This window comes from Pseudomonas sp. YQ_5, from assembly GCF_043103305.1.
In the GTDB taxonomy this organism is placed as follows: Bacteria; Pseudomonadota; Gammaproteobacteria; order Pseudomonadales; family Pseudomonadaceae; genus Aquipseudomonas; species Aquipseudomonas putida_Y.
This window is the reverse complement of the sequence record NZ_JBICJS010000027.1, coordinates 135,944-156,758: the sequence shown is the minus strand read 5'-3', so window position 1 is coordinate 156,758 and position 20,815 is coordinate 135,944. Positions and strand designations below refer to the sequence as shown.

The window sequence follows — 20,815 nt, the reverse complement described above, 5'->3', positions numbered from 1 at the left end:
CCTCTGCGCGCTCGGCTGCCCGCAGCCAGGACTGGGTGAGCGCCCGACCAGGCGCTCGACATGGACGCCGTGTCATGCCTGCCGCCGCAAGCGATGGCCCTTCAGTGCCCTGCCCCTCGCGCCTGGATCAATGCCCGATAATGCCCCGGGTTGCAGCCGAACCACTTGCGAAATGCCTTATAGAACGAGCTGCTGTCGGCAAACCCCAAACGCTCGGCAAGCTCGCCCATGGCCACGTCTTCCTGGCTGAGCCAGGCGATCGCCAGCTCCCGTCGTACGCTGTCCTTCAGGCCCTGGTAGTTCTGCCCCTCTTCTGCCAGGCGCCGCCGCAGGGTCGATGGCGACAGGCATAGCTGCCGGGCCAGGCTGTCAGCATCGGGCCATTGCTCAGGGGCCAGGCGCAACAGGTCGGTGCGGATACGCCGCCCGAGGCTGGCCGGGTCACGGTACTTGACAAGGATATTGCCCGGCGCTTCGGCCAGAAAACGCTGCAGTTCCTCCTCGCTGCGGCGCAGGGGCAAGTCGAGGCATTGCGAAGCAATGATCATGCGTGTGCGTGGACGCTCAAAATGCAGGCTCTCCGAAAACATGACCCGGTAGTCGTCGCAAAAAGGGGGTTCGGCACAACGCAGATCGATGCTCAGAATCGGGATGCGCCGCCCGGCCAGCCAGCAAGCCACGCCATGCACGATCATCCAGAACGTGAAATAGGTAAACGCACGGCGCGGTTCGTCACGCGGCTCATTGATGACAATTTCGGCCAGGCCTTCCTGGCGCACCAGGCTGGGCTGCATGTCTTGAAGCATCAGCGACAGAAATGCCAGCGAGGTTTCCAGGCCTGCGCCCAGGGTCGGTTGGCCCATGCTGGCACGGCACATGAAAGCCAGGCTGCCACTGCACAAACCGCGCGGGTCCATCGCGAAAAACTCGTCGTTGCAGCGCCGGGCCAGCAAGCGCCACAGGCGGGCATAGGATTCGGCACTGACCCTTGCCTCTGGCAGGTGCAGTTGTTCAACGGCAATACCCGCCCTGGCCAGCAAGCCACTGTCAGGCTCACCGGCAGGGCAGGTCTGCAACAGCGCTTCGCGCACCAGTTGCATGGAAATGGTGTCTTTGTCGCTCATCGACGGTCCTGTCGGCTGATTGCCGGCCATATTAGGGTCTGTATGAAAAGCCTTGAGACGAAGGTCAGGCAAGGCGAAAACAGCCGAGGAAGCGGAGTTTACGGGTTGTAAATGAGCATTCCGAGGCTGTTTTCAACGCAGCATCACCGAGTATCAAGGCTTTTCATACAGAGCCTAGGGTGCCCCGCAGCAAACAGCCATCATAGCCCCGCGGCCAGACTCAGGAACGCCTGAATCAGGCGCAGTTCGCGACGGCGCTCCAGGCAGCCGATCACGTGTTGGTTGACAAGACCCTCACCGGCCAATGGTCGTGCCACCACACGGGGATCATTGGCCACTTCAGTGGAAGAAACAACGCCAATCCCCAGTTGCGAGGCCACTGCCTCGGTTACCGCCTCCCGGCTGTCCAGTTCCAGCAATACACGCGGTTGCACGCCCGCCTTGAAGCAGGCCTTGTCGAAGGTGCGCCGGGTGGTGGAACTGGGTTCGCGCAGCACCATGATCTGCTGGTGCAGCGCGGCCAACGGCAAGTCCTCCCGCTCGGTGGCCCAGGCATGCCCCACAGGTAACAACGCACACAGGCGCGACTCACAGAGCGTTTGCAGATGCAGCCCCTTGCGCGGCTCGATTTCGGTCAGCACCGCCACGTCGGCATGCTCGCCAAGCAGCGCAGCCAACGTCTCCTGTGCATTGCCCAGGCGCAAGTTGACGGTGACGCCAGGGTACCGCTCACGCAACAGCGCCAGCATCGGCATGACCCGGTGCGGGCCGTCGGCGGCTACCTCCAGGCGCCCGGTCAGCAGTTGGCGGTTGGCCTCGAGCATGGCCTGCGCCTCTTCGGCCAGGCCGAACATGGCGCGGGTGATGGCCGCCAGGCGCGTGCCCTCCTCGGTCAGTTCCACGCGCCGTGCGGTACGCCGCAGCAAGGTGATCTGGTAGTGCTCTTCCAGGGCCTTGACGTGCCCGGTCACCGCCGGCTGGCTGATGAACAGGCGCTCGGCAGCACGGGTAAAGCTGCCCTCACGGGCCACGGCGTCGAAAGCGCGTAGCTGGAACAGGTTCATATTTATCGGCCTGACTTATAGCTGGGATAACAACAAACAATTTGATTGATGACAACGCGAATTGCAACCTAGGCCCCGTAGTTTCAGCCCACCGCTTGTGAGGAATAACGGAATGAGCAACGCCCCGATTCTGCTGACCCCAGGTCCCTTGACCACATCAATCCGCACCCGCCAAGCCATGCTGGTGGACTGGGGCTCCTGGGACCGTGACTTCAACCAACTGACTGCCAGCGTCTGCGAACAACTGCTGGCCATCATCGACGGCGCCAGCAGCCACCACTGCGTTCCCCTGCAAGGCAGCGGCACCTTCGCCGTGGAAGCGGCCATCGGCACCTTGGTGCCACGCGATGGCAAGGTTCTGGTACTGATCAACGGCGCGTACGGCCAGCGCCTGGCAAAGATCTGCAAAGTGCTGGGCCGCACCTACAGCACCTTCGAAACGGCCGAAGACCAGCCGACCACCGCCGCCGACGTCGACCGGCTGCTGGCCGAAGACCCGGCCATCACCCATGTGGCGCTGATCCACTGCGAAACCAGCACCGGCATTCTCAACCCGCTCCCCGAGATCGCCCAGGTGATCAAACGCCATGGCAAGCGCCTGATCATCGATGCCATGAGCTCGTTCGGAGCATTGCCGATCGATGCCCGCGAAATCCCCTTCGAAGCGCTGATCGCAGCTTCCGGCAAGTGCCTGGAAGGCGTACCCGGCATGGGCTTCGTCTTCGCCGAAAAGAACGCCCTGGCGGCCGCCGAAGGCAATGCCCACTCGCTGGCCATGGACCTGCACGACCAGCACGCCTACATGGCCAAGACCGGGCAATGGCGCTTCACCCCGCCTACCCACGTGGTCGCGGCCCTGCATGAAGCGCTGCAGCAATACAACGAGGAAGGTGGCCTTCCGGCCCGCCACCAGCGCTACGCAGACAACTGCAAGACGCTGCTCGACGGCATGGCAGCCATCGGCCTGCGCAGTTTTCTGCCCGCCGAAATCCAGGCGCCGATCATCGTCACCTTCCACGCCCCCACCGATGCCCGCTACCAGTTCAAGGACTTCTACGAGCGGGTCAAGGCCAAGGGATTCATTCTCTACCCGGGCAAGCTGACCCAGGTCGAAACCTTCCGCGTCGGCTGTATCGGTGTGGTCGGGGCGGACGGCATGCAGGCCGCCGTGAATGCCGTGGCCGAGGTGCTGCGGGAAATGGAAGTGCTGGACATCTGACGCTTTGCCCACCCGAACCCAGGAATTCGCGCACATGAACTACAACAACCCCACCCAACTGCAAGCCGCCATCCTCGACTGGGCTGGTACCGTGGTCGATTTCGGCTCATTCGCCCCCACCCAGATCTTTGTCGAGGCCTTTGCCGAGTTCGACGTGCAGGTGTCCATCGAGGAAGCCCGAGGCCCGATGGGCATGGGCAAATGGGACCATATCCGCACCCTGTGCGACGTACCGGAAATTGCCGAGCGCTACCGCAAGGTGTTCGGCCGTACCCCGACCGATGATGACGTCACCGCCATCTACAACCGCTTCATGCCGCTGCAGATCGAGAAGATCGCTGTGCACTCGGCGCTGATCCCCGGTGCGCTGGACACCCTCACCGGTCTACGCCAGGACGGCCTGAAGATCGGTTCGTGCTCGGGCTACCCGAAAGTGGTGATGGACAAGGTGGTTGAACTGGCGGCGCAGAACGGCTATGTGGCCGACCACGTGGTGGCCACAGATGAAACCCCGAACGGCCGCCCATGGCCGGCCCAGGCCTTGGCCAACGTGATTGCGCTGGGGATTGACGATGTAGCGGCCTGCGTGAAGGTGGACGACACCGTGCCAGGCATTCTTGAAGGCCGCCGTGCCGGCATGTGGACCGTGGCACTGGTCTGTTCGGGCAATGCCCTGGGCCTGACCTGGGAAGGCTTCCGGGCGCTGAGTGCCGAAAAACTGGAAAGCGAGCGCCAGCGTATCCATGCACTGTTTGCCGGCTCCCGCCCGCACTACCTGATCGACACCATCAACGATCTGCCCGAAGTGATTGCCGACATCAACCGGCGCCTGGCCAAGGGCGAGATGCCGCAAGCCTTCTGACCCTGCGGTTTCTCTGTGGAAGCGGCCCTTTTGCGAAACAGGGCCGCTCCACACCCGACTACCCTCAGGCTTGAACGCTATTGCGGCAATTGCACCTGCGGTTTGGTCGCGGCAAAGATCGCCCAGCTGGAGACGAACAGCGCCGCGATCAATGGGCCGATCACGAAGCCGTTGAGGCCGAACACCGCCAGCCCGCCAAGGGTCGATACCAGAATCAGGTAGTCCGGCATGCGGGTATCCTTGCCCACTAGGATGGGCCGCAACACATTATCCACCAGGCCGATCACCAGCACCCCGAACGCAGTAAGCACCACCCCGGGCAGTATCGCCCCGGTCAGCAGGAAATACGCCGCCACCGGCGCCCAGATGATGCCCGCGCCCACCGCCGGCAGCAGCGACAGAAACGCCATCAGCACCGCCCACACCAATGCACTCGGGATATCCAGCACCCAGAAAATAAAGCCACCCAACGCACCTTGGGTAATGGCCACCAGCACGTTGCCCTTCACCGTCGCCCTCACCACACGATTGAATTTCAACTGCAAACGACGCTTCTGGTGCTCGGGCAGCGGTACGGCCATGCGCACCCGGCGCGCGACTTCCGGGCCATCACGCAGGAAAAAGAACAGCAGGTACAGCATGATGCCGAAACTGATCAGGAACTCGAATGTGCCCTGGCCAAAGCTGAATGCCTGGCTGGCCAATACCTGGCTACCCTGGGTTGCCCACTTGGTGATCTTGTCACGCAACCCGTCGAGGTTACCCATGCCCATGTTGTCCAGGCCACGCTGGGCGAATGCCGGGAGCATGTCCTTGCCGCGCTCGACGTAACCGGCGATGTCCAGTTGCCCGCTTTCGATGCGCTGGTACAGCGTGGCGCCTTCTTGTACCAGCAGGGCGCTGGTGATGATTACCGGCAGGATCGCCACAAGCAGGCACACCAGCGTGGATGTGACCGCGGCAAGGTTACGCCGCCGCCCGCTGCGGATCAGCAAATGACGCTGCAGCGGGGCGAACAGGATACCGAGGATCACCGCCCAGAAGATTGCGCCGTAATACGGCAGGAGAATCCAGAAGAAGGCAATGGTCACCAGCGCCAAAAGTACTGCCAGGGCTTTGTTCTGTAGCGCGGTTTCGTTCATCGCAGTTCCTCACATGGCTTATGAGTGATTAGTGCACCGCACCTGGACAAAAGTGCCGCGCTCTCTTGACGCAAATCAATACGCACCTTGTCCATCGCCCCTAGCATCGCTGCCTTTTTGCCCCGGTGCGCACATGAACCCTACTGCCAAGCCCGAACTGCTGGCCCCCGCCGGCACCCTCAAGACCATGCGCTACGCGTTTGCCTACGGCGCCGATGCGGTCTACGCCGGCCAGCCGCGTTACAGCTTGCGGGTGCGCAACAACGAGTTCGATCACGCCAACCTGGCACTGGGGATCGAGGAGGCGCACGCCTTGGGCAAGCGCTTCTACGTGGTGGTCAACATCGCCCCGCACAATGCCAAGCTCAAGACCTTCCTCAAAGACCTGGCACCCGTGATCGAGATGGCGCCGGACGCGCTGATCATGTCCGACCCCGGCCTGATCATGCTGGTGCGTCAGCACTTCCCGCAGATGCCGGTGCACCTGTCAGTGCAGGCCAACACCGTCAACTGGGCGAGCGTGCAGTTTTGGCAGCAACTTGGCCTGAGCCGGGTGATCCTGTCGCGAGAGCTGTCGCTGGACGAAATCGAGGAAATCCGCCAGCAGGTGCCGGGCATGGAACTGGAAGTGTTCGTGCACGGCGCCCTGTGCATGGCCTATTCCGGCCGTTGCCTGCTGTCGGGCTACCTCAACAAGCGTGACGCCAACCAGGGCACCTGCACCAATGCCTGCCGCTGGAAATACGACGCCACACCAGCCACCGAGAACGCCACCGGTGACATCGTGCGCCAAGTGCAGCCCACCCTGGGCCTGGGTGCCCCCACCGACCAGGTGTTCCTGCTGCAGGAAAGCAACCGCCCCGGCACTGAAATGCCGGCGTTCGAGGATGAACACGGCACCTACATCATGAACGCCAAGGACCTGCGCGCCATCCAGCACGTCGAGCGCCTGGCCTTGATGGGTGTGCATTCGCTGAAGATCGAGGGTCGCACCAAATCGCACTTCTACTGTGCCCGTGCGGTGCAGTCGTATCGCCAGGCGATCGACGACGCGGTGGCCGGGCGGCCATTCGACCGCGCCCTGATGGGTAACCTCGAATCCTTGGCACAACGCGGTTACACCGAAGGTTTCCTGCGCCGCCACGTGCACGACGAGTACCAGAACTACCAGCGGGGCAACTCGGTGTCCGAACGCCAGCAATTCGTTGGCGAGCTGACCGGCGTGCGTATCGACGGCCTCGCCGAGGTCAAGGTGAAGAACCGCTTCGCCGTGGGCGACCATCTGGAGCTGATGACCCCGCGCGGTAACTACCACTTCGACCTGCACCGCCTGCACAACCGCCAGCAGCACGCCATCGAGGTCGCACCGGGCGATGGCCATGTGGTGTACCTGCCGATTCCGGAACAGGTTGCCCTCGACTACGGCCTGCTGATGCGCGACCTCCGCATCGACGAAGCAGCAAGCTGACAACACTGTAATGTGCACCTCAGCTACCTGACAGCCGGCGGCAGCGAACATCGTGGCTCTTCTGCATGAGGCCACGCCATGTTGCGCAACCCCTCCCGCCGTACGTTTGTCAAAGGCCTGGGCGCCGCCAGCACGCTGGCGGGCCTGGGGCTGTGGCGCCCGCTGGCTCAGGCCGCCGAAGGCCGAGACCTGGCCGGCCAGCATTTCGAGCTGTTCATTGGCCAGACCCCGGTCAACATCACAGGCCGGCCGCGTACCGCACTGACCGTCAACAACAGCCTGCCCGGCCCACTGCTGCGCTGGCGCGAAGGTGACACCGTGACCTTGCGCGTGCGCAACCGACTGGCGCAGGACACCTCGATCCACTGGCACGGCATCATCCTGCCGGCCAACATGGACGGCGTGCCTGGCCTGAGCTTCGCTGGCATCGAGCCCGGCGGCGACTACCTGTACCAGTTCACCCTGCGCCAGAGCGGCACCTACTGGTACCACAGCCATTCGGGGCTGCAGGAGCAAGCCGGGGTATACGGGGCGATCGTGATCGAGCCACGCGAGCCCGAAACGCACCGCTACCAGCGCGATCATGTGCTGCTGTTCAGCGACTGGTCAGACCAGGCGCCGGAGCAGCTGATGGCGACGCTGAAGAAGCAGTCCGACGCGTACAACTTCCACAAGCGCACGGTTGGCGACTTCATCGATGACGTGGCCGAAAACGGCTGGAGCCCCACCGTCGCCGAACGCACGGCCTGGGCGCGCATGCGCATGAGCCCAACCGACCTCGCGGATATCAGCGCCGCCACCTACACCTACCTGCTCAACGGCCAACCACCACAAGGCAACTTCACCTGCCTGTTCCAGCCAGGCGAAACCGTGCGCCTGCGGCTGATCAACGCCTCAGCCATGACCTATTTCGACTTCCGCATCCCCGGGCTGAAGCTGACGGTGATCGCCGCCGACGGCTTGCCGGTGACCCCGGTGAGCGTGGATGAAGTGCGCATTGCCGTGGCAGAGACCTACGACGTGCTGGTGACCGTGGGTGACCAACCCGCCTACACCCTGTTCGCCCAAAGCATGGACCGCACCGGCTTCGCCCGCGGCACCCTGGCCCGTGCGGCCGGGTTGCAGGCACCGGTGCCTGCCCCCGACCCACGCCCAGTGCTGAGCATGGAGGACATGGGCCACGGCGGTATGGATGCCATGGCGGGCATGAACCACAGTAACCCGCCCGGCATGAACCACGGCAACATGGCCGGCATGGGCCACGCCGCCATGTCGGCCATGCAGCAACACCCGGTCAGTGAAACCGGCAACCCGCTGGTGGACATGCAGAGCATGGCACCGCGTCCCAACCTGGCCGACCCTGGCATAGGCCTGCGTGACAATGGTCGCCGCGTGCTGACCTACGCCGACCTGCGCAGCCCCTACCCCGACCCGGACGGCCGCCCGCCATCGCGTGACATCGAGCTGCACCTGACCGGCCATATGGAGCGCTTCGCCTGGTCGTTCGACGGTATCAAGTTCAGCGACGCCGAACCGCTGCGGCTGACCTACGGTGAGCGCGTGCGTATCACCCTGGTCAACGACACCATGATGACCCACCCCATCCACCTGCACGGCATGTGGAGCGACCTGGAAGACGAGCATGGCCAGTTCCTGGTGCGCAAGCACACCGTCGACATCCCGCCCGGCAGCCGACGCACCTACCGGGTGACCGCCGACGCGCTGGGCCGCTGGGCCTACCACTGCCACTTGCTCTACCACATGGAGAGCGGCATGCTCCGCGAGGTACGCGTCGATGAATGACACCCGCAACCGCAGCATCGTGGCAGGCGTGACGCTACTGACCTTGCTCGCCAGTGAACGGGCGATGGCCGCGGGTTTCGAACACGCGAACCACGGCCAGATGGGCCATCAGGCCATGCCCATGAACCATGAAAGCATGGGCCATGGCCAGCCTTTCCTCAGCCAGCCTCGCACACCCCTGCCTGTCATCACCGACGCCGACCGCCGCGCCGCCTTCCCGCCATTGCCAGGGCACCCAGTGCATGACCGGGCGCTGAACTGGGCAGTGATCGTGGACAAGCTCGAATACCAGAACTTCGAGAGCAGCAGCGCCCTGAACTGGAACGCCACCGCCTGGGTCGGCGGCGATATCGACCGCTTGTGGCTGCGCACCGAAGGCGAACGCGAACAGGGCAATACCCACAAGGCCGAGCTGCAGGCGCTGTGGGGCCATGCCGTGAGCCCGTGGTGGGAACTGGTGGCCGGTGTACGCCAGGACTTCAAGCCTGCCAGTGGCCAAACCTGGGCCGCCTTCGGCATCCAGGGCACACCGTTGTACGGCCTGGAGCTGCAAGCCACCGCCTATGCAGGCGAGCGGCAACAGACCGCGCTGCGCCTGGAAGCCGCTTACGCTATGCTGCTGACCAACCGCTGGATACTGGAGCCGACCCTGGAGGCCAACCTCTACGGGCGCAACGATGCCGGGCGCGAACAAGGCGCGGGGCTGGCCGACAGCGAGGTGGGCCTGCGCCTGCGCTACGAGATCACGCGCGGCTTCGCCCCCTACGTCGGGCTCAGTTTCAACCGCCTGCACGGCTCGCGTGCCAACCAGGCCCGCGAAGACGGCGAGGACCTGGGCCAGACCCGCCTGGTCGCCGGTATCCGCCTGCGTTTTTAAAGGAGTGCTTCACCATGCTGCGCAAACACCTGCTGACCCTGAGCCTGCTAGCCGTCACCGGCCTGGCCCAGGCCGCTGAGACCATCGACGTCTACCGCGACCCCAACTGCGGCTGCTGCAAGGCCTGGATCAGCCACCTGCGTGACAACGGTTTTACCGTCAACGACCACGTCGAGCCAAACATGAGCGCCGTCAAGCAACGCCTGGGCGTGGCGCCGCGCCTGGCGTCGTGCCACACCGGGGTGATCGACGGCAAGTTCGTCGAAGGCCACGTGCCGGCCGAGCAGGTGCGCCTGCTGGCCAAGCGCAACGACCTCAAGGGCCTGGCCGTGCCAGGCATGCCCATGGGCTCGCCCGGCATGGAAATGGGCGACCACAAGGATGCCTACCAGGTCATCGGGGTGACCCAGGATGGCCAGGACACCGTGGTCGCCAACTACTGATGCTCAGCCTGGGGGCGCTGTTTCTCAGCGCCTTTGGTGCCGCCACCCTGCTTCCGCTGCAATCGGAGGCCGTGCTGGTCGGTCTGTTGCTGCGCCAGCCCGAGGCCTGGGCAACCCTGCTGCTGGTGGCTACTCTGGGCAACGTGCTCGGCTCGGGGGTCAACTGGCTGCTGGGCCGGGCCATCGAGCACCTGCGTGACAAGCGCTGGTTTCCTTTCAGCGCTGCCCAGCTGGCGCGTGCGCAGCAGCGCTACCAACGCTGGGGGCAATGGTCGCTGCTACTCAGCTGGATGCCGGTGATCGGCGACCCGCTTACGCTGATCGCCGGGATCATGCGTGAGCCGTTCTGGCGCTTCCTGTTGCTGGTGACCCTGGCCAAGGCTGGCCGCTATGCAGTGCTTGCGATGATTACCCTGGGCTGGTTTCACGCCTGGTAACACCTTTCAGGTTTCGCGTGGTCCACTGCCTGCTACAGTCGCCCCTTCCTACCTGGCCCAACACGGAGTGCCCCCATGCTGCGCGCAACCGCCCTGGCCCTGGCCTGCCTTGCCGGCAGTTCGGCCATCGCTGCCGAGTCGCCTACCTACGGCCCCCAGCTCGAAGGCTTCAGCTACCCGCACCCCCTCAAGCATTTCGACTTCAAGTCCCAGGGCCAGGCCCTGCAGATGGGCTACATGGACGTGCCCGCCCAGGGCGAGGCAAACGGCCACAACGTGGTGCTGATGCACGGCAAGAACTTCTGCGCCGCCACCTGGGAAACCACCATCGACGCCTTGAGCAAGGCCGGCTACCGGGTCATCGCGCCCGACCAGGTCGGCTTCTGTACGTCAAGCAAACCGGCGCATTACCAGTACAGCTTTCAGCAACTGGCCGACAACACCCATGCCCTGCTCGAACAGCTGGGTGTGAAGCAAACCATTGTGCTCGGCCACTCCACCGGCGGCATGCTCGCCACCCGCTATGCGCTGATGTACCCACAGCAGGTGGAACGCCTGGCAATGGTCAACCCGATCGGTCTGGAGGACTGGAAAGCCCTGGGCGTGCCCTACCGCACCGTGGACCAGTGGTATGCCCGCGAGCTCAAGCTGGATGCCGGAGGCGTACGCGCCTATGAACGCAAAACCTATTACGTCGGGCGCTGGAAGCCTGAATACGAACGCTGGGTGCAGATGCTGGTGGGCCTGAACAAAGGGCCCGGGCATGAAGCGGTGGCGTGGAACTCGGCACTGATCTACGACATGATCTTTACCCAGCCGGTGTACTACGAGTTCAAGCACCTGCAGATGCCAACCCTGCTGCTGATCGGCGACAAGGACACCACGGCCATCGGCAGCGATATCGCGCCGCCGGAGGTGAAGGCCAAGCTGGGCAAATATGCCGAGCTAGGGCCGCAGGTGGCCAAGCTGATACCCAAAGGTGAGCTGATCACCTTCGAAGGCATGGGGCATGCGCCACAAATCGAGGAACCGGTGCGGTTCAATCGCACCCTGGTCGAATGGCTGGGCAAGTGAGCCAATGATTGGTCCCCTGTGGGAGCGCGCAGGCTTTGGAACTTTGCGCAATCCCGCTGCTGCCACAGGGTTCCTCTACACGTTCCAGACCAGCGCTTCTGTCCAGCCCAGCTCGGCAAAGTCGCCCGCCCGCAATTCGGCCTCTTCCTCGCAGAAAAACTCATCCAGCCGAGGTGGCCTGACCGCGGTATCACTGAGCATCGCGTGCACCTGCCCACGGTGATGCACCTGATGTTCGAACAGATGCGCCAGCAAACGCAGCCGCTGCTCGCGCTGCACCCGATCAGGCCGCACGACGCTCACATAGCGGCCCAGGTCGCCATCACTCAGCCCCCGGCAGTAGGCGATCAAACGGTGGTCAGCCTGGGCCTGCTCGGCATGCAGGTCGGTACAGGTGGCAAACGGCTGTTCCGGGTCGAAAAAACGTTCGCCGTCTGTATCGGGCTGCTCGCCGCGCTGCTCGCACTCCAGCATATGCAGGTAAAACCAATCCACCGTCAGCAAGTGGTTGAGGGTGGCCTTGATCGACGGGAAGAAGCTGCAACGCGGGGCGACGAACTCGTCCTGGGTCAGTTGCAGGCAGGCCTTGTACAGGCGGTGGTTGGCCCAGCCATTGTTATAGGCCTGGGTCAGCAGATGATGCGATAACGGCTGCATGGTCGGCTCCTTTTCAGGCGAAGCGTTGCAGTTGCATCTCCCGTAGCCGGCTCAGGGTGCGCTGATACGGGAACGCCAGATACCCTTGAGTGTAGAGGGCATCGAGCGGCACCTGTGCCTCAAGGTACAACGCCACCCGGCGGTCATAGCATTCGTCGACCAGGGCAATGAAGCGGCGAACCGCATCGTCCTTGGGCGACAGCGCAGGCAGTTCACGGTCGCCCGCCACTACCCTCGCCGCGCCATCTTCGGTACCACGGGCAATACGCCCCGCCCGCTGTTCCCCGCCCAGCGCCGGAATGCCGGATACCAGAATCGAGGGAAAACGGTCGCACAAGGCCATGAACTCCATGGCGGCCAGGGGTTGATCGCACAGATCGGTGAAACGACACCAGATAGCCTGCTCACTACGCCGCACGACGTGAATGTGCCTTGAGCCAATAACCAAGGGCTGATCGGTGCCGGCGTCTTCGGGGCTGAGCTGGCGGAACACCTCGGCCAACTGGCTGACCTGCCCTGCCTCGGCTACCCAATAGCGCTGCCGCGCTTCACCGGGGTGCAGGCGGTGATCCTGCTCGCCCGCTACCGGCAGTACCTGCATGTGACGACCAATGGCGGCGATGGCCGGCAGGAACCGCTCGCGGTTGAAGCCATCGCGGTAGAGCTGCTCGGGTGGCTGGTTGGAAGTGGCAACAATCACCACGCCCTGATCGAACAATACCTGGAACAGGCGGCCAAGGATGATCGCATCACCGATGTCGTTGACGAACAGTTCATCGAAGCACAGCACGCGGATTTGCCGCGCCAGCTCCGCCGCCAGGGCCAGCAGCGGGTCGGCGGTACCGTTGAGCTGAAACAGGCGCTGATGCACCCAGGCCATGAAGTGGTGGAAGTGCTGGCGCCGGCTCGGTATGCGCAGACACTGGTGGAACTGGTCCATCAGCCACGTCTTGCCGCGCCCGACCGGGCCCCAGAGGTAGAGGCCCTGGGTGGGGCGGCCCTGCTCGAGGGACTGGAAGCAGCCTTGCAAGGCCTCGACGACGCGGGCCTGGGCGGGATCAGCAACGTAGCCCCGAGTGCTCAGGGCTTGCTGGTAGAGGGATTGGGGGTCGATGGCCATGGCCGCATTCTACCCGACTGTCACCCTCGGTGCAGGCGCGCGTCAGTCGGCCAGGCCTACCTTGAGCAGCGCGCCGTCCTTGTCATCGGTCAGGACATACAGGTAACCATCCGGCCCCACCCGCACATCACGGATACGCGCGTTCAGGTCACCGAGCAACCGCTCTTCGTGCACCACCTTGTCGCCGTCCAGTTGCAAGCGGATCAATTCCTGAGTGGCCAACGCACCGATGAACAGATTGTGGTCCCAGGCCTTGAACCTCGGGCTGTCGTAGAACGCCATGCCGCTGATACCCGGTGACTTTTCCCAGACATGGTGCGGGTCGATCATGCCGTCCACATGCTTGCCCTTGGCCTCGGGGATTGGCAGCAGCGAATAGTTGATGCCGTGGGTCGCCATCGGCCAGCCATAGTTCTTGCCAGGCTTTGGGATGTTGATTTCATCACCACCGCGCGGGCCGTGCTCGTGGGTCCACAGCTGGCCGGTCCAGGGGTTGAGGGCGGCGCCTTGCTGATTACGGTGGCCGTACGACCAGATCTCCGGGCGCACGTTGCCCTTGCCGACGAAGGGGTTGTCTTTGGGCACCTCGCCGTCCGGCAGAATACGCACGACCTTGCCTTGCAACTTGTCCAGGTCCTGAGCAGTGGGGCGTTGGTTGTTCTCGCCCAGGGCGATGAACAGGTAGCCGTCGCGGTCGAACACCAGCCGCGAGCCGAAGTGGTTACCCACCGACAACTTGGGCTGCTGGCGGAAAATCACGGTGAAATTCTCCAGCCGGGCGCGGTCCTCGGACAGCTGCCCGCGGCCGACCGCAGTACCGGCCTTGCCGTCACTACCCTCCTCGGCGTAGGACAGGTAAACGGTGCGGTCCTTGCCGAACTCCGGTGACAGCGCCACATCCAGCAAGCCACCCTGGCCCTCGGCCCAGACTTTGGGTACACCGCTGATCGACGGGCCGACCTTGCCTTCGGCATTGACCAGCCGCAGGTTGCCCGCCCGCTCGGTCACCAGCATGTCCTTGCCGCCGGGCAGGAAGGCCAGGGCCCAAGGGTTGCGTAGGCCATCGGCAAGCGTGCTGACGATCAAGGTACCTTCTTCGCTGGGAAATCGCTGTTCGGCCGCCGCATGCGCCCACAAGGGCAGTAGCGCGGCAGCAGCCAGGGTGGCCAGCCAGGGTGCTCGAAGCATGCCGGATTCCTTTCAAGTGGTTTTACGGCGCACGTGGGTTGTCACGGGGTGGCCGGGTGGGTTCCAGGTTCGGGGTTTGCTGCTGACGGCGCAGATTGTCGCCGTTGCCGATGCCGCGGTTGTCCAGGGTGGGTGGGCGCTGGTACGGGTCGGTGGACGGGCCACGTACCGGTGGCGCAGCCGGCATGCTGCCTTGACGGCTGTTCGGGTTGGCCCGCTGGATCGGGCTGTTGTAAGGGTTATTGTTGCCGGCAGCACGTTGCACGGGCTGCTGCGCCGCCGCGTGCGCGGGCAGGCACAAGGCCAGGCCGAGGGCCAGGATGGGCAATGTCGGGGTCATGCTTCACCTCCTGTACGAAAATGCCGCGCCTGGTGGGTTTGATAGCCTAAGGCGCGAGGGGTTCGCGGCAAAAGTGTGAATGCGGGTGGAGATGATTCCTGATGTTTCAGTATGGGCCTCGGAGGGCTGCTTTGCAGCCATTCGCGGGCGCGCCCGCTCCCACGGTCACCCACAGATTTCTGGCCCTGTGAGACACGTGTGGGAGCGGGCTTGCCCGCGAATGGCCGCAAAATCTACTGGCCGTTGTCCACCTTGTGCCGCGCCGCATACAGGCACAGCATCTCCATGGCCAAGGTTGCCCCGGCCAAAGCAGTGATATCGGCATGGTCATAGGCTGGCGCCACTTCCACCAAGTCCATGCCTACCAGGTTGATGCCACGCAGCCCACCCAGAATCTCCAGCGCCTGCACCGTGCTCAGCCCGCCACACACAGGCGTTCCGGTACCGGGTGCGTAGGCCGGATCGAGGCAGTCAATGTCGAAGGTCAGGTACACCGGCCGCTCGCCCACCCGCTGGCGAATCGCCGCAATCACCGCCTCTGTGCCCTGGCGGTGCACTTGCCTGGCGTCGAGAATGGCAAAGCCCTGGCTGTCGTCATTGGTCGTGCGCAGGCCAATCTGTACCGAGTGGGCCGGGTCAACCAGGCCTTCGCGGGCGGCATGCCAGAACATGGTGCCGTGATCGATGCGCTTGCCCGCCTCGTCTGGCCAGGTGTCACTGTGCGCATCGAAATGAATGAGCGCCAGCGGGCCATGGCGGCGGGCGTGAGCCTTGAGCAATGGGTAGCTGATGAAGTGGTCGCCACCGAGGGTGAGCATGGCGCACCCCGCCTGCAGAATATGCTCGGCATGGGCCTCGATGCTGTCCGGTACCGACTGCGGCGTGCCGCTGTCGAAGGGGCAGTCACCATAGTCGATCACCGCCAGGTGGTCGAACGGGTCGAACGCCCACGGCCAGTGGCGAGCCCAGGCCTGCTGAACCGAGGCCGCACGAATCGCCCGCGGGCCGAAACGCGCGCCGGGGCGGTTACTGGTGGCCGTGTCGAACGGCACACCGCTGACCACCACATCCACACCGCGCAAGTCGCGGCTGTAGCGGCGGCGGGAAAAACTGACAACACCGGCGTAGGTGCTTTCTGCGGCGGTCCCATACAGGCTATCGCGGGTAATTGCCTGGTCGTTGCTTGCGGCTTGGTCCACGGTCGGGCTCCTTGATTGTCATGGGCTACTGCCGGCTGCGGAAGGCGGTCCACAGACGGTTGCGTTGGCGCAGGTCGGCCAGGGCCATGCTGCGGTCGGCATACAGGCGCTGACGCACCTCGGCCGACGGATAGATATCCGGGTCGTTGCGCACCGCTTCGTCCACCAGCGGTGTGGCAGCCTGGTTGGCGTTGGCGAAGAACAGCGTGTTGGTCAGCGCTGCCACCGACTCAGGCTTGAGCATGAAGGCGATGAACGCCCGGGCGGCCTCGGGGTGTGGGGCGTCCTTGGGGATGACCAGGTTGTCCTGCCATACCAGCGTGCCTTCGCGGGGGATGCGGTAGATCACCTCGAACGGCTTGCCGGCACGGCGGGCCTGGTCGGCGGCCATCGCGGCATCGCCGTTGTAGGTCAGCGCCAGGCACACGCTGCCATTGGCCAGGTCGTTGATCTGCCGGCCATTGGCGACGTAGCTGATCGACGGCTGCAACTGGCTGAGCAGGTTCTGCGCGGCAGCCAGGTCACCCTTGTTCTGGCTGTAAGGGTCCTTGCCCAGGTAGTTCAGGGCTACGCCGATCACCTCCTGGGGCGAGTCAGGTATGGCGATGCCGCAACCCTTCAGGCGGGCGGCGTACTCGGGCTTGAACAACAGGTCGAGGCTATCCAGCGGTACATCACCAAGGCGCTGGCGTACCGCCTCCACATTTACCCCCAGGCCCAGCGTGCCCCAGGTGTACGGCACAGCATGGCGGTTGCCGGGGTCAACCTCGGCCAGTTTGCCCAGCAGGTCCTTGTCGAGGTTGCCGTAGCCAGGCATGGCCTGAGCGTCCAGCGGTTGCAGGGCATTGGCCTTGAGCGCCCGGGCCAGCACGGTAGATGACGGCACCACCACGTCATAGCCGCTACCACCAGTCAGCAGCTTGGTTTCCAGTACCTCGGGGGTGTCAAAGGTGTCGTAACGCACCTTGTAGCCGGTTTCCCGTTCGAAGCGTTGCAGGGTTTGCGGGGCGACGTAATCGGCCCAGCTGTAGAGGTTGACGACCTTTTCTTCGGCCTGCAGCGGCAGGGCCAGAACCAGAGACAAAAGGCACAACGATCGACGCATGGCGGACACCTCGGTAAATGGGTGGATGCCGCGAGCATGCCAGCCGGGTTACATTGCACCAATGGCAAGTTTGCAAAGCTGACATTCATCAGGAGCAATGTAATGCTCGGACAAGTCCATGATCCCGACCTGCACTTGCTGCGGCTGTTCGTCACTGTAGTCGAGGCAGGTGGCTTCAGCGCCGCTCAAGGCGTGCTGGGCCTGAGCCAGCCCACCATCAGCCAGCGCATGGCCCAACTGGAGGCACGCTTGGGTTACCGCCTGTGCAGCCGCGGCAAAGGTGGTTTTCGCCTGACGGAAAAAGGTGAACTGCTATTGGACGCGGCGCGTGGGCTACTGCTGAACATCGAGCAGTTTCGCCAGCAGGCCAACGGCGTTGCCGGGCGGCTGCTGGGAACTGTGCGCATCGGCATGGCGGAAAATCAGGACAAGGCGGTGAGCCTGAAACTGGCGGCGGCCATTGCGGCATTTCGCAGGCGAGAGGAATCGGTGCAACTGGAGCTAGTCAGTGCACCGCCGGCGGAACTGGAACGGCTGTTGCTGGAGCAGCGGCTGGACTATGCCATCAGCTACTTTTCCGGCAACCAGGCGGCCTTTGATTACCAGCCCTTGTTCGCCGAGCGACAGCGGCTGTATTGCGGCAAGGGGCATGTGCTGTACGGCGAAACGGATGTTGGGCTTGAGCGGTTGCTGGACATGGACCAGGTGCGCCATCCGTACCGTTTTCTCAAAGGGGGCGAACCGTTCCAGAGCAGACGCAGCACGGCAGTAGCGGAGCAGATCGAAAGCGTGCTGACGTTCATTCTGTCGGGACGGCATATTGGCTACTTGCCATGCCACTGTGCACAGGGCTGGGAGGCCGAGGGGCTGTTATGGGCGCTGGACCCTGAGCTTGATTTTGGGGTGCCGTTCACCCTGGCCCGGCACCGGGCACAGGGGGTTGGCGAGGCAGCCCATGTATTTGCGCAGGATTTGCTGGCGGCGTTTGCCTGAATCGGTCCCTTCGCGGGTAAACCCGCTCCTACACCGGATCGGTGGTGGACACCTGTCGGTGGCTGGGCACAGGCACCGTCGTGTAGGAGCGGGTTTACCCGCGAAGAGGCCGGCCCTGCTGGCCAATCTCCACCCGCCGTTCACCCACCCGCCGTTCATCGTTGCCGCCGCGAACAGGCCCGTTCAGGCCACCACCATCAGTAAGCCATGCTCCAGCTCAGCGTGTAGGTACGCCCGCGCCCCTGGTAGTCATACAGATACGCCGGCCCGTAGGTCGGCGAATAGAATAACGTCGCGCGCTGTCCCCATACCGTGCTGTACTGCTTGTCCAGCAGGTTCTGGATACCGGCGCTGAAGGTGCCGAAACCGGTGTCCTGGCTGCCCAGCAGGTCGAAGGTGGTGTAGCCGTCAATCTCGTGATCGGCATCGTCCTTCAGGCTGAAGGCATGGTTGGCCTGCAACCGTGCACTGCGGCCATCGGCCTTCCAGCCGACGAACGCGGTGGCCTTGGACAACGAAGCGTATCGGGCATCGCGCTTGATCCAGCCGCCGTCGGCGGCCTCTTCCTCGGAGCGTGTCATGTGCAATGTGCCGCCAGCTTCCCAGCCGGTCTGGAAGTGCCGGGTCAGTGCCCCTTCAAAGCCGAAGTCGCGGCTTTTCTGATCTTCCACGTCAATGGTCAGCGTTTGCGAATCGACGTTGATGATCTTGTCCGACCAGATGTAGTACAGCGCTGCCTGTGCATCCCAGTCCAGGTCGGCATAGCGCCAGCCCAATTCCACCTGGCGGCTCTTGATACCGGCCAACGGGTTATCGGCGACACTCAGGCCCGGCTTGCCGTAGTACTTGGCCGGGTCAGGCAGGTCGAAGCCTTCGCCATAGTTGCTCCACACCTGGTGGCCGTTCTTGAAGTCGTAGATGGCACCGACGTTGAACAGGTTGACCTGATAGTCGTTGCTGCCGCCCGGCACGCCCTTGAAGTCACTGACGTCCACGTCCATCTGCTGGCGCCGGGCGCCACCGGACAACGTCAGGTTGTCAGTGGCATGCCAGTCCAGCTGGGCATATACCGACACCCCATCCACCCGATAGCTGGGGTAGCGTGCGGCCTTGCTGTCCTTTTCCAGCTCCAGGCCACCCGACTCGGACGAAGTCTGGGCGTTGAAGGTGGTCTGCTCGGCATTGAAGCGCTCGCGGTCCAGGTCAACGCCGTAGGTCAGCTTCAGCGCATCCCACTGTTTGGCAAACAGGCCCTTGAGGCTGGTGACCTCGAAGTTCTGCTGCGAGGCGGCAAAGTACACCCCGCGCGAGCCGGTGGGTGTGGCACGGTTGTAGTACGGGAACGGGTAGAAGTTGTCGTCTTCCTTGCGGTACGAAGCCTGCAGGTAGAAGTCCTGGCCCAGCACGTCGGTGTGGTGGTAATTGGCATTGAGCAGCAGGCGCCGCGTGCGCGGCTCCAGGTCCGATGAATAACCGCTGCGCAGCTCGGCGTCTTCCAGGTCGGATGGCGCGTTGTAGTTCAGGTTGGGGAAGTAGATACCCGTGCTGCCGTGGTTTCCCGAGTCGTAGTACTGTGCCAACAGGTCGAGGCTCTGCTGGTCGTTCAGCTGCAGGCCCAAGGTACCGAGTACGTCGATGGTGCGGTTGTACTGCAGGTCGGTCTGGGTGTTGTCGATGAAGATCTGGTCGCCAGCACCATCGTAGAAGGCTTCGTTCTGCTCACCGGAAACCCCCAACCGGGCATTGACCCGCTCGTTGCCGCCGCTGACCGACTGGGCGAAGCGCGTAGCCAGGTCGTCGCTGTTGTTGAAACCGCTGCTGGCCCCCAACTGGGTCTCGAAGCGCGCCGGGCCGGGTTCGCCCTTCTTGGTCACGATGTTGATGATGCCGCCGGTGGCACCACCGCCGTAGATGGCGCTGGCGCCAGACAGCACTTCGACGCGCTCGACGTTGAACGGCGAAATGCTGTCGAACTGGCGCGACAGGCCGCGTGAGCTGTTCTGGCTGACCCCGTCGATCATCACCAGCACGTTGCGCCCGCGCATGTTCTGGCCGTAATTGGTGCGCCCTTCCGGCGCCAGGTCAAGGCCCGGCACCAGCTTGCCGATGGCTTCCTTCAGGCTGACGCCACTGTCGATCTGCTCACGCAACTGCTGCTGGTCCACTACCCAGACGGTTCCGGGGATTTCGCTGATTGCGGTGCTGGTGCGCGAGGCTACGCTGACTTCGATCGGCTTGAGGTTGACCGCCTGCGGCGCGGCCGCGGCCTTGCTCAGCGTGATGGTGCGAGCCTCGCTGAACTGCCAGCTCATGCCGCTGCCGGCCAGCAACTGCTGTAGGGCCTGCTCGACACTGTAGTTGCCCTGCAACGGCGGGCTGACCTGGCCGGCGACATCGCCTGTGGTGTACAGCAGGTGCAGGCCGGCCTGGTCGGCGAAGGTGGTCAGCGCCTGGTCCAGCGGCTGGGCGGGCAGGTTGAGCTGGACCTGGCGGGCCTGCATCTGGGTCTGTTCGGCAGTTGTCGCAGCCCCAGCGTGCAGGGGGCCGAGCAACAGGGCCAAGGCACTGCAAGACATCAAGGCATGGTGAAGTGGACCGCAACGGCGGTGCAAAGGCTTGAGCATCAGAGGCACGAATGAGCTTCCTGACAAGACGTAAATGAGAATGGGTTGCTGATCAGTCTCACTACGACGATCTGGC

19 protein-coding genes are annotated in these 20,815 nt (G+C 63.8%); 9 read left to right on the top strand and 10 right to left on the bottom strand.

From position 1 onward, the window contains the following. Window positions 1-101: 101 nt before the first annotated feature. Both ACF8EA_RS05145 and ACF8EA_RS05140 read right to left on the bottom strand, forming a co-directional pair. On the bottom strand, window positions 102-1,124 hold the full coding sequence (locus ACF8EA_RS05145) for an AraC family transcriptional regulator (RefSeq protein ID WP_021785356.1): 1,023 nt from the start codon (window positions 1,122-1,124) through the stop codon (window positions 102-104). A gap of 200 nt (window positions 1,125-1,324) precedes the next feature. Then, a complete protein-coding gene (locus ACF8EA_RS05140) occupies window positions 1,325-2,188 on the bottom strand; it encodes a LysR substrate-binding domain-containing protein (RefSeq protein WP_021785357.1) in 864 nt (287 codons plus the stop codon). Between the two features lie 112 nt (window positions 2,189-2,300). On the opposite strand from ACF8EA_RS05140, the gene ACF8EA_RS05135 reads away from it, so the two are divergent. Together ACF8EA_RS05135 and phnX are read left to right on the top strand one after the other, a co-directional pair. Beyond that, on the top strand, window positions 2,301-3,407 hold the full coding sequence (locus ACF8EA_RS05135) for a 2-aminoethylphosphonate--pyruvate transaminase (protein ID WP_103444025.1): 1,107 nt from the start codon (window positions 2,301-2,303) through the stop codon (window positions 3,405-3,407). A gap of 34 nt (window positions 3,408-3,441) precedes the next feature. Further along, window positions 3,442-4,269, top strand: a complete 828-nt coding sequence (gene phnX, locus ACF8EA_RS05130) for a phosphonoacetaldehyde hydrolase (RefSeq protein WP_003250077.1) — start codon at window positions 3,442-3,444, stop codon at window positions 4,267-4,269. A 77-nt stretch (window positions 4,270-4,346) separates the two neighbouring features. Here phnX and ACF8EA_RS05125 read toward each other — a convergent pair whose 3' ends face one another. After that, window positions 4,347-5,411, bottom strand: coding sequence for an AI-2E family transporter (locus ACF8EA_RS05125; protein WP_021785358.1), 1,065 nt, complete (start codon window positions 5,409-5,411; stop codon window positions 4,347-4,349). Between the two features lie 133 nt (window positions 5,412-5,544). Between ACF8EA_RS05125 and yegQ the strand changes: the two genes are divergently transcribed. The 6 genes from yegQ (at window position 5,545) to ACF8EA_RS05095 (ending at window position 11,513) form a co-directional block, all read left to right on the top strand. Continuing rightward, window positions 5,545-6,879, top strand: coding sequence for a tRNA 5-hydroxyuridine modification protein YegQ (gene yegQ / locus ACF8EA_RS05120; RefSeq protein WP_021785359.1), 1,335 nt, complete (start codon window positions 5,545-5,547; stop codon window positions 6,877-6,879). Window positions 6,880-6,957: 78 nt separating this feature from the next. After that, entirely contained in the window at window positions 6,958-8,682 is a 1,725-nt protein-coding gene (locus ACF8EA_RS05115; RefSeq protein WP_392521218.1) for a copper resistance system multicopper oxidase, read from the top strand. Beyond that, window positions 8,675-9,559 (top strand): copper resistance protein B, encoded by an 885-nt coding sequence (locus ACF8EA_RS05110; protein WP_021785361.1) that lies wholly within the window; start codon window positions 8,675-8,677, stop codon window positions 9,557-9,559. The genes ACF8EA_RS05115 and ACF8EA_RS05110 overlap by 8 nt, the downstream gene beginning before the upstream one ends. 14 nt (window positions 9,560-9,573) lie before the next feature. Further along, the gene (locus ACF8EA_RS05105) at window positions 9,574-10,002 is read left to right on the top strand and encodes a DUF411 domain-containing protein (protein WP_003248913.1); all 429 of its coding nucleotides are present in this window, start codon (window positions 9,574-9,576) and stop codon (window positions 10,000-10,002) included. Next, window positions 10,002-10,439 (top strand): YqaA family protein, encoded by a 438-nt coding sequence (locus ACF8EA_RS05100; protein ID WP_392521217.1) that lies wholly within the window; start codon window positions 10,002-10,004, stop codon window positions 10,437-10,439. Before ACF8EA_RS05105 ends, ACF8EA_RS05100 begins: the two co-directional genes overlap by 1 nt. Window positions 10,440-10,514: 75 nt before the next feature. Continuing rightward, window positions 10,515-11,513, top strand: a complete 999-nt coding sequence (locus ACF8EA_RS05095; RefSeq protein WP_103444023.1) for an alpha/beta fold hydrolase — start codon at window positions 10,515-10,517, stop codon at window positions 11,511-11,513. 75 nt (window positions 11,514-11,588) lie between these two features. On the opposite strand, the gene ACF8EA_RS05090 is transcribed toward ACF8EA_RS05095, so the two are convergent. The 6 genes from ACF8EA_RS05090 to ACF8EA_RS05065 all read right to left on the bottom strand — a co-directional run bounded on the left by ACF8EA_RS05090 (window position 11,589) and on the right by ACF8EA_RS05065 (window position 17,122). Then, window positions 11,589-12,170: a DinB family protein gene (locus ACF8EA_RS05090; protein ID WP_392521216.1), complete on the bottom strand. Its 582-nt coding sequence runs from the start codon at window positions 12,168-12,170 to the stop codon at window positions 11,589-11,591. A 13-nt stretch (window positions 12,171-12,183) separates the two neighbouring features. Continuing rightward, entirely contained in the window at window positions 12,184-13,290 is a 1,107-nt protein-coding gene (gene zapE, locus ACF8EA_RS05085) for a cell division protein ZapE (RefSeq protein ID WP_021785364.1), read from the bottom strand. A 42-nt stretch (window positions 13,291-13,332) separates the two neighbouring features. Then, window positions 13,333-14,478 carry a PQQ-dependent sugar dehydrogenase gene (locus ACF8EA_RS05080; protein ID WP_021785365.1) on the bottom strand — a complete coding sequence of 382 codons (1,146 nt, stop codon included), beginning with the start codon at window positions 14,476-14,478 and terminating at the stop codon, window positions 13,333-13,335. A 22-nt stretch (window positions 14,479-14,500) separates the two neighbouring features. Beyond that, window positions 14,501-14,818 carry a hypothetical protein gene (locus tag ACF8EA_RS05075; RefSeq protein WP_010953180.1) on the bottom strand — a complete coding sequence of 106 codons (318 nt, stop codon included), beginning with the start codon at window positions 14,816-14,818 and terminating at the stop codon, window positions 14,501-14,503. Window positions 14,819-15,051: 233 nt separating this feature from the next. Then, entirely contained in the window at window positions 15,052-16,017 is a 966-nt protein-coding gene (speB, locus tag ACF8EA_RS05070) for an agmatinase (RefSeq protein ID WP_021785367.1), read from the bottom strand. A 25-nt stretch (window positions 16,018-16,042) separates the two neighbouring features. Next, on the bottom strand, window positions 16,043-17,122 hold the full coding sequence (locus tag ACF8EA_RS05065) for an extracellular solute-binding protein (RefSeq protein ID WP_103469263.1): 1,080 nt from the start codon (window positions 17,120-17,122) through the stop codon (window positions 16,043-16,045). Window positions 17,123-17,224: 102 nt separating this feature from the next. On the opposite strand from ACF8EA_RS05065, the gene ACF8EA_RS05060 reads away from it, so the two are divergent. After that, entirely contained in the window at window positions 17,225-18,115 is an 891-nt protein-coding gene (locus ACF8EA_RS05060; RefSeq protein ID WP_021785369.1) for a LysR family transcriptional regulator, read from the top strand. 197 nt (window positions 18,116-18,312) lie between these two features. Here ACF8EA_RS05060 and ACF8EA_RS05055 read toward each other — a convergent pair whose 3' ends face one another. Continuing rightward, a complete protein-coding gene (locus ACF8EA_RS05055; RefSeq protein WP_392521221.1) occupies window positions 18,313-20,739 on the bottom strand; it encodes a TonB-dependent receptor in 2,427 nt (808 codons plus the stop codon). Window positions 20,740-20,815: the final 76 nt, after the last annotated feature.

Bases quoted from the DNA above. Each gene is read 5' to 3' on its own strand.
- ACF8EA_RS05145 (WP_021785356.1), bottom strand. From the start codon at position 1,124: ATGAGCGACAAAGACACCATTTCCATGCAACTGGTGCGCGAAGCGCTG.
- ACF8EA_RS05140 (WP_021785357.1), bottom strand. From the start codon at position 2,188: ATGAACCTGTTCCAGCTACGCGCTTTCGACGCCGTGGCCCGTGAGGGC.
- ACF8EA_RS05135 (WP_103444025.1), top strand. From the start codon at position 2,301: ATGAGCAACGCCCCGATTCTGCTGACCCCAGGTCCCTTGACCACATCA.
- phnX (WP_003250077.1), top strand. From the start codon at position 3,442: ATGAACTACAACAACCCCACCCAACTGCAAGCCGCCATCCTCGACTGG.
- ACF8EA_RS05125 (WP_021785358.1), bottom strand. From the start codon at position 5,411: ATGAACGAAACCGCGCTACAGAACAAAGCCCTGGCAGTACTTTTGGCG.
- yegQ (WP_021785359.1), top strand. From the start codon at position 5,545: ATGAACCCTACTGCCAAGCCCGAACTGCTGGCCCCCGCCGGCACCCTC.
- ACF8EA_RS05115 (WP_392521218.1), top strand. From the start codon at position 6,958: ATGTTGCGCAACCCCTCCCGCCGTACGTTTGTCAAAGGCCTGGGCGCC.
- ACF8EA_RS05110 (WP_021785361.1), top strand. From the start codon at position 8,675: ATGAATGACACCCGCAACCGCAGCATCGTGGCAGGCGTGACGCTACTG.
- ACF8EA_RS05105 (WP_003248913.1), top strand. From the start codon at position 9,574: ATGCTGCGCAAACACCTGCTGACCCTGAGCCTGCTAGCCGTCACCGGC.
- ACF8EA_RS05100 (WP_392521217.1), top strand. From the start codon at position 10,002: ATGCTCAGCCTGGGGGCGCTGTTTCTCAGCGCCTTTGGTGCCGCCACC.
- ACF8EA_RS05095 (WP_103444023.1), top strand. From the start codon at position 10,515: ATGCTGCGCGCAACCGCCCTGGCCCTGGCCTGCCTTGCCGGCAGTTCG.
- ACF8EA_RS05090 (WP_392521216.1), bottom strand. From the start codon at position 12,170: ATGCAGCCGTTATCGCATCATCTGCTGACCCAGGCCTATAACAATGGC.
- zapE (WP_021785364.1), bottom strand. From the start codon at position 13,290: ATGGCCATCGACCCCCAATCCCTCTACCAGCAAGCCCTGAGCACTCGG.
- ACF8EA_RS05080 (WP_021785365.1), bottom strand. From the start codon at position 14,478: ATGCTTCGAGCACCCTGGCTGGCCACCCTGGCTGCTGCCGCGCTACTG.
- ACF8EA_RS05075 (WP_010953180.1), bottom strand. From the start codon at position 14,818: ATGACCCCGACATTGCCCATCCTGGCCCTCGGCCTGGCCTTGTGCCTG.
- ACF8EA_RS05065 (WP_103469263.1), bottom strand. From the start codon at position 17,122: ATGCGTCGATCGTTGTGCCTTTTGTCTCTGGTTCTGGCCCTGCCGCTG.
- ACF8EA_RS05060 (WP_021785369.1), top strand. From the start codon at position 17,225: ATGCTCGGACAAGTCCATGATCCCGACCTGCACTTGCTGCGGCTGTTC.
- ACF8EA_RS05055 (WP_392521221.1), bottom strand. From the start codon at position 20,739: ATGCTCAAGCCTTTGCACCGCCGTTGCGGTCCACTTCACCATGCCTTG.